This window comes from Dietzia sp. Cai40 (genome assembly GCF_014145165.1).
GTDB classification, from domain to species: domain Bacteria; phylum Actinomycetota; class Actinomycetes; order Mycobacteriales; family Mycobacteriaceae; genus Dietzia; species Dietzia natronolimnaea.
In genome coordinates this window covers 1-7,736 of sequence record NZ_JAALEB010000019.1, presented here as the reverse complement: position 1 = coordinate 7,736, position 7,736 = coordinate 1, and the positions used below count along the sequence as shown (strand labels likewise).

Annotated in this window: 6 protein-coding genes; 2 read left to right on the top strand and 4 right to left on the bottom strand. The window is 70.5% G+C overall.

Annotation, left to right across the window (positions count from 1 at the left end; genetic code table 11):
* Nucleotides 1-51: 51 nt before the first annotated feature.
* Together galE and G6022_RS01150 are read right to left on the bottom strand one after the other, a co-directional pair.
* Nucleotides 52-1,032 (bottom strand): UDP-glucose 4-epimerase GalE, encoded by a 981-nt coding sequence (gene galE / locus G6022_RS01155; protein WP_182610774.1) that lies wholly within the window; start codon nucleotides 1,030-1,032, stop codon nucleotides 52-54.
* A complete protein-coding gene (locus G6022_RS01150; protein WP_179525206.1) occupies nucleotides 1,029-1,718 on the bottom strand; it encodes a metal-dependent transcriptional regulator in 690 nt (229 codons plus the stop codon). Before G6022_RS01150 ends, galE begins: the two co-directional genes overlap by 4 nt.
* Nucleotides 1,719-1,944: 226 nt before the next feature.
* Between G6022_RS01150 and G6022_RS01145 the strand changes: the two genes are divergently transcribed.
* Nucleotides 1,945-3,177 (top strand): acetoin utilization protein AcuC, encoded by a 1,233-nt coding sequence (locus G6022_RS01145; RefSeq protein ID WP_182610773.1) that lies wholly within the window; start codon nucleotides 1,945-1,947, stop codon nucleotides 3,175-3,177.
* Nucleotides 3,178-3,239: 62 nt separating this feature from the next.
* Nucleotides 3,240-5,981, top strand: coding sequence for a bifunctional GNAT family N-acetyltransferase/acetate--CoA ligase family protein (locus G6022_RS01140; RefSeq protein ID WP_182640717.1), 2,742 nt, complete (start codon nucleotides 3,240-3,242; stop codon nucleotides 5,979-5,981).
* A gap of 159 nt (nucleotides 5,982-6,140) precedes the next feature.
* On the opposite strand, the gene G6022_RS01135 is transcribed toward G6022_RS01140, so the two are convergent.
* Nucleotides 6,141-7,109: a sigma-70 family RNA polymerase sigma factor gene (locus G6022_RS01135; RefSeq protein ID WP_179525209.1), complete on the bottom strand. Its 969-nt coding sequence runs from the start codon at nucleotides 7,107-7,109 to the stop codon at nucleotides 6,141-6,143.
* Nucleotides 7,110-7,248: 139 nt separating this feature from the next.
* Nucleotides 7,249-7,692, bottom strand: coding sequence for a D-aminoacyl-tRNA deacylase (dtd, locus tag G6022_RS01130; RefSeq protein WP_182640123.1), 444 nt, complete (start codon nucleotides 7,690-7,692; stop codon nucleotides 7,249-7,251).
* Nucleotides 7,693-7,736: the final 44 nt, after the last annotated feature.

The window sequence follows — 7,736 nt, the reverse complement described above, 5'->3', positions numbered from 1 at the left end:
AGGAGACCGGCCCGGCGCGGTCGGGGCGCTCCCGCCCGCGCCGGCCCGGGACTACCGCGGGGCGGAGTGCGCCCGATCACCCAGGGCCGAGGTGAACGCCCACGCATCGCGGACGATCGTGTGCAGGTCGGTCCGGGTGGGGGTCCACCCCAACTCGGTCATCGCCTTCTCGCTGGAGGCCACCAGGACTGCGGGGTCGCCGGCGCGCCGCGGTGCGACCACGTCCGGGATCGGGTGCCCGGTGACCTCGCGGCACACGTCGATCACCTCGCGGACGGAGAAGCCCTCCCCGCTGCCGAGGTTGAGTACACGGTGGACGCCGGGTCGGTTGGACTCCAGGGCCAGTAGGTGCGCGTCGGCGAGGTCGGCGACGTGGATGTAGTCGCGGACGCATGTCCCGTCCGGGGTGGGCCAGTCGTCGCCGAAGACCTTGATGTCGGATCGGTGTCCCAGGGCCACCTGCAGGACCAGCGGGATGAGGTGGGTCTCGACGACCCGGTTCTCTCCCACCGGACCGTGGGCGCCGGCCACGTTGAAGTAGCGCAGACTCGTGGCGGCGAGCCCGTGGGCCACCGCATACGAGGTGATGGCGTGATCGATCGCCAGTTTCGTGGCGCCGTAGGTGTTGGTGGGCCGGGTGGGCATGTCCTCGGTGATCGGGATCTGCTCCGGCTCGCCGTAGGTCGCCGCGGTGGACGAGAAGACGAGGTTGGTGACGTCGGCGGCGCGCATCGCGTCGAGGAGCGCGAGGGAGGTCACGACGTTGCCCTGCCAGTACTCCGCGGGCTTCTCCACCGACTCCCCGACGAGGGACCGGGCGGCGAAGTGCAAGACCCCGTCGAATCCCGGGTCCAGGACCTCGCCCGCCAGCGCGGCGACATCGCCCTCGATGAACGTCGCCTCCGCGGGGACGCCCGACCTGTTGCCGGTGGAGAGGTCGTCCAGGACCACGACCTCGTGTCCGCGCTCGACGAGCACGGTCGCGCAGACCCCGCCGACGTAACCCGCCCCACCGGTGACGAGGAGCTTCACGGGAGGATCTCGACCTGGATCGCGTGCGCGTGGTCGCCGTCGAGTTCCACGGTGTGACCGTCACCGGAGTCGAGTTCGACGAGGTGGCCCCGCCGGGTCGCGGTCACGGTCCGCAGTGGTTCCACACCGTGCGCGCGGAGCTCGGAGATGAGGTCGGTGTCGATCTGGACGTTCTCGCCGATCGCCTGGATCCGGACGCTGTGCGGGATGTCCGTGTCCAGCGCCGACAGGCGGGTGAACGCGCGATCGTTGGCCATCTGGGAGGTGTAGCCGATCCGGTCGAGCCCTGGAATGGGGTTGCCGTACGGTGACGTCCTCGGGTCGTCGAGTACCTCGATGAGGCGACGCTCCACGTCGTCACTCATGACGTGCTCCCATCGACACGCCTCGGCGTGGACCTTCTCCAGTTCCAACCCGATCACATCGACGAGCAGTCGCTCCGCGAGCCGGTGCTTACGCATCACGTCCACGGCCAGATCCCGGCCGGTCGTCGTGAGCTGCAGGTGACGGTCGGGCGCCACGTGTACGAGGCCGTCGCGTTCCATCCGCGCGACCGTCTGGCTCACGGTCGGACCGCTCTGCTCGAGTCGCTCCGCGATCCTGGCCCGGAGTGGGATGACTCCCTCCTCCTCGAGCTCATAGATGGTGCGGAGGTACATCTCGGTGGTGTCCACCAGGTCTTTCACGCTGAATCCTCCACGTCGGATCGTCGCAGGTAGTCGCTCCCGGTGGTCGACGGTCCCCTCCGGGTTCACGGTCGAGACTACCGCCGGGCCTCGAACCGGGGTGGGGAGCGGGCAATCGGGGGTCGGCTCGGGTCCCGCCGCGTAGATTCGTGGGGCGCGCATCTCGGTGTTCCCACCGGATGTGGGCCGCCGGGAGCGTCCCGGTGCGAGGGGAGGACGGGTGGCAATGGCCGGTATCCGGGACGGCGTCGCGGCCGCGGTGGTGTGGAGTCCCTCGCTGATGGAGTACCGGCACTCCGCCGATCATCCGATGAGTCCGCGCAGACTCGATCTGACCATGTCGCTGGCCACGGAACTGGGGGTCCTGCAGGGCGTCGAGATGCTGGACCCCGGGTGGGCGAGCGACGAGGAGCTGCTCCGCGTCCACACGTCCCGCTACATCGGCGCCGTCAGGGCGGCCGGCGACCTGCCGCCCGGGGAGCACTTCGGGATGAGCCACGGTCTCGGCACGGCGGACAACCCGACGTTTCCGGGCATGCACGAGGCGAGCGCCGCGGTGGCCGGAGGAACCTTGGCCGCAGCGCGGGCGATCGCCAGTGGCGCCGCGACGCGGGCGGTCTCCGTGGCCGGCGGCATGCACCACGCCATGCCCGCGGCCGCCGCCGGCTTCTGCGTCTACAACGACGCCGCGGTGGCCATCAGCTGGTTGCTCGACAACGGGTACGACCGCATCGCCTACGTGGACATCGACGTCCACCACGGGGACGGTGTCCAGGCCGCCTTCTACGAGGATCCGCGTGTGCTGACCATGTCCCTGCACCAGCACCCGGCGACCCTGTGGCCGTCGACGGGCTGGGCATCGGAGACGGGGGTGGGCCGCGCGGAGGGGACCGCGGTCAACCTGGCGTTCCTGCCGGCGGTCACCGACGGGCTGTGGATGCGCGGGTTCCACGCGGTCGTTCCCGGGGTCCTGCGGGCCTTCGAGCCACAGATCATCGTCATGCAGGCCGGATGCGACTCGCACCGCGAGGACCCGCTCGCCGACCTGTCCCTCACGGTCGACGGGCACCGCGAGTCCTACCTCCGACTCATCGCACTGGCGGACGAGCTCTGCGAGGGGCGGATCATCGCCATCGGCGGTGGGGGCTACGAGCTGGTCCGGGTGGTCCCGCGATCGTGGACCCATCTCATCGCCGCCGTCCTCGGCGTCCCCGTGGATCCGGGGACCCGGGTACCGGAGGAGTGGAAGGCCATGGCCGCCCGGTTCACCGTTCCGGACAGGGTCCCGCAGACGATGAGTGACGGCGGAGATCCCGCGCACACGCCCTGGGAGCCCGCCGGTGCCGATCGTGGGGGAGAGGTGGACCGGACACTGGCCCGACTCGACCAGTCGATCCTCGACACCCGCCGCTCGGTGTACCCCCTGCTCGGACTCGACCCGGACGATCCCCGGGACTGACCGCACCACCCCCGCGTCGCGGGTGCCCACCATTCACAACAGTTGTCTCATGGAGGACCACGATGGCCAACCCCGGTGACGGAACGACCGACGGCGGCGCCCCCGAGGGTGACGCGCCGGTCGTCAACCCGCCAGAACACGCCTCCACCGACACGGCGGTCGACGACTATCCGGAGGGCTATCCACACGAGTGGGCGGCGGATGTCCTGGGTTCCGACGGCCGGGCGGTGCGGATCCGGCCGGTCCTGCCCAACGACTCCGAGAAGATCACCCGCTTCCACGCCAGCCTCTCCGAGCGGACCCGCTACCTGCGCTACTTCGGCTCCCACGACGTCCTGTCGGCCAAGGAACTGCAGCGGATGACCAACGTCGACTACCGCGACCGGATGGCGTTCGTCGCGGAACTGGGCGCGGAGATCATCGGGATGGCGATCTACGAGAGGCTCCCGGACTCGACGTTCGCGGAGGTGGCGTTCACCATCTCGGACCAGCACCAGGGCCGGGGGCTCGGATCGATCTTCCTCGAGCATCTCGCGGGGTCCGCCGCCGAGTGCGGGATCGACCACTTCGAGGCGGAGGTGCTCTCGGAGAACCGGTCGATGATCCAGGTGTTCCGTCGGGCGGGGTACGAGATCTCGCGCTCCTTCGATGGATCAACCCTGCATCTCGAGTTCGCGATCGACCCCACCGAGGCGTTGACCAACGTCCGTAACGCCCGCGAGACCGCGGCCGAGGCGCGCAGCCTCGCGAGGGTCCTGACCCCCGCCTCGGTGGCGGTCATCGGCGCCTCCGACCAGGTCGGCAAGATCGGCCACACGGTCCTGCGCAACCTCATCGGGAACGGGTTCTCCGGCCCGGTGTACCCGGTCAACTCCGATGCGACCTCCGTGCAGTCGGTCCGTGCCTACGCCAGCGTCCGCGACATCCCCGACCCGGTCGACCTGGCCGTGGTGGCGGTTCCGGCCGCGTCCATGTCCGAGGTGCTCGACGACTGCCTGTCCAAGGGGGTCTCGACCCTCGTCGTGATCTCGGCCGGGTTCTCCGACGTCGGCAGCGCCGGAGTGGTGTCCGAACGTCGCCTGGTGAGCGAGGCCCGCGCCCACGGGATGCGGGTGGTGGGGCCCAACGCCCTCGGGGTGATCAACACCTCCCCCGACGTCCAGCTCAACGCCACCCTCGCCGAGGTGGTCCCGGGGCCGGGTCGGGCCGGGTTCTTCTGTCAGTCGGGTGCCCTGGGGATCACGATCCTCGCCGCCGCCGCCCGCCGGGGTCTGGGACTGTCGACATTCGTCTCCGCGGGGAACCGTGCGGACGTCTCCGGCAACGATCTGCTCCAGTACTGGGATACCGACACCGGGACCGAGGTGGTCCTGCTCTACCTCGAGAGTTTCGGCAACGCCCGCAAGTTCTCGCGGATCGCGCGCCGCGTGGCCCGCAACAAGCCGGTGGTGGTGGTGCGCCGGGCCGTCGACGACCTGGAATCGGGAGTGCAGGGTCTGACCGCCTCGGCCATCCGCGGACTGTTCCGCGACTCCGGGCTCATCCAGGTGGACTCCATCACCGACATGTTCGACACGGCGACGTTGCTCGCCTATCAGCCGTTGCCGGCGGGCGGCCGTCTGGCGATCGTCGGGAACTCGACCGCCGTCGGCCGACTGGGCGGGGACTCCGCGCGGTTGCAGGGATTCACCGTGGCGCACTCGGTCGACCTGGGCGCGGGAGCGCTACCCGAGGACTTCCGGGCCGCGATCGCCGACGTGGTGGCCCGCGACGAGGTGGACTCGGTGCTGACGGTGTTCGTGCCACCGGTGGCCACCGAGCCCGATGCCTACGCCGAGGCCATCCGTGCCGCGGCGGCCGACAGTTCCAAGCCGGTGGTGAGTACCTTCCTCGCCGGCGAGGGACTGCCCGAGGGGCTCACCATCACCGACGAGTCCGGCGTGGCCTCGCGGGGTTCCATCCCGTCGTACCCGTACCCCGAGCGTGCGGTGTCGGCGCTGGTGCGCGCCCGCCGCTACGCCGAGTGGCTGGACCAGCCCGCGGAGGAGCCGGCCGAGTACGACGACATCGACCGCGCCCGCGCGCGGGATCTCGTCGATTCTCTGTGTCACTCGAACGCCGGGAACGAGTCGTTCGAACTCACCCAGGGGCAGGTCCGGAGTCTGCTGGAGTGCTACGGGGTGGGGATCGTCGACTACCGTGTGGCGGTCGGGGTGGAGCAGGCGGCCATGGCGGCCGAGGAGCTCGGGTACCCGGTGGCGGTCAAGGCGATGGGGGAGAAGTGGCGGACCCGGAGTGACCAGTCCGGGGTCCGCCTGGACCTGACCGACGCGGGGGCCGTGCGTCACGCGTTCGACGACCTCAAGGCGACCACCGGTTCCCGGGCACTCCACGTCCAGAAGATGGCCACCAAGGGGGTCGCGGTGACGATCCGGGTGGCGGACCACCCGATCTTCGGCTCGCTCATCTCCTTCGGCCTGTCCGGGATGCTCTCGGACCTCCTCGCCGATCGCGCGTTCAGCACCCTGCCGATCTCCCCCTCGGAGGCCCGGTCGCTCCTCGACCGTCCTCGGGCCGCGCCCATCCTCGACGGATATGCGGGGGACACCCCGGCCGACAAGGACGCCCTGGTGGAGCTCATGGGCCGGATGTCGTGCCTGGTGGAGGACGTCCCCGAGCTCAGACGGCTGTCTCTCGACCCCGCGCTCGCGGCCCCCGACGGTGTGTCCGTGTTGTACGCACAGGTCCATCTGGGGCCGCCCCCGCGGTTCAGCGGGGACGAGGGCCCGCGGAGACTGCGCTAGCTGTCGGTACAGCCGGCGCGGCGTGCGCGGCGGGTCGGCCACTGCGCCGGCGCGGCTCGTCGCCCGGTCCGGACACGACGACGCCCCGGCTCCGGTGGCGGTGTGAACCCGCCTGACCGTGGAGCCGGGGCGTCGTGGTGTCCTCGTCCGGCCCGGACCTCAGACCGCGTAGGAGCGGAGCTTGTCGGCGCGGCGCCCTTCACGGAGCTTCGCCATGACCTCGCGCTCGATCTGGCGGACGCGCTCACGCGAGAGCCCGAAACGCTTGCCGATCTGATCGAGGGTGCGGGGCTGGCCGTCATCGAGACCGAACCGCAGTGTGATGACCTGCTGTTCGCGCTCCTCCAGCGTGGACAGGACCGCACGGACGTCCGAGTGCATGACGTTGGTGACGACCGTGTTCTCGGCGCTGGTGGCCTCGGCGTCCTCGATGAAGTCGCCCAACGGCGCCTCCTCGTCCGCGCCGACGGGCATGTCCAGGCTCACCGGGTCGCGCGAGTGGTCGAGCAACTCCTCGATCTTGTGCGCGGGGATCCCCGACTCCTCCGCCAGCTCGTCGAGGGTCGCCTCGCGACCGAGCTGCTGGTGGAGCTCCCGCTTGATGCGGGCGAGCTTGTTGACCTGCTCGACCAGGTGCACGGGGAGCCGGATGGTGCGGGACTGGTCCGCCATCCCCCGGGTGATCGCCTGGCGGATCCACCACGTGGCGTAGGTCGAGAACTTGAAGCCCTTGGCGTAGTCGAACTTCTCCATGGCCCTGATCAGGCCCAGGTTGCCCTCCTGGATGAGGTCCAGCAGCGGCATGCCGCGCCCCGTGTAGCGCTTGGCGAGTGAGACCACCAGACGCAGGTTGGCCTCGAGGAGGTGCGCGCGGGCGGCCTCGCCCTCCGCGACGATCACCTTGAGGTCGGCCTTCTTGGTGGGGCCCATCCGCTTCTTGGTGGCCAGGAGATGGGCGGCGTAGAGACCGGCCTCGATACGCTTGGAGAGTTCGACCTCGTCCTCCGCGTTCAGCAGAGCCGTCTTGCCGATCCCGTTGAGGTAGACGCGGACGAGGTCCGCGCTGGGGCTCTGGCCATCCGAATCCGCCTCCGTCCGACGGTCCGATCGGGTGGTGGCTGACGTCATGTCTCCTCCTCCTGCCGGCCCGGGGGATCAGAGTCGGCGGTCGGTTGCTGATGGACGGAACGGACGCGTGTCCGGGTCACGGTCACGTACTGCTACAACGGCGGGGGTGCCGGGAATGTTCCCGGGCCCATGACGTCCGTCACGACGTCCGGGAACCCGAGGTGTCGACGAGGACGGTGAACGGGCCGTCGTTCACGGAGCTGACCTGCATCATCGCGCCGAACGCCCCGGTCTCGACCTCGAGTCCCCGCTCACGGAGACCTCGCACCACCGCATCGACCGCGGCCTCGGCCCGAGCCCCGGGCGCCGCGCGGGACCACGACGGTCGGCGCCCCTTGCTCGTCGACCCCATGAGGGTGAACTGGCTGACCACCAGGACGGGCGCGCCGATCTCGACCGCGCCCGCCTCACCCGGCAGGATGCGCAGCTCCGCGATCTTGCGGACCATCGTGGCGACGTCCACCTCGTCGTCGTCGGTCGACACCCCCAGCAGCACCAGCAGCCCGGCGCGGGGGAGTGCGCCCACGATCTCCCCGTCCACGGTGACCGACGCCTCGGTGACGCGCGTGATGACGGCCCTCACCCGCCCACCGGCCCCGGGGTGGCGGCGGCGCGGACGCCGGGCGG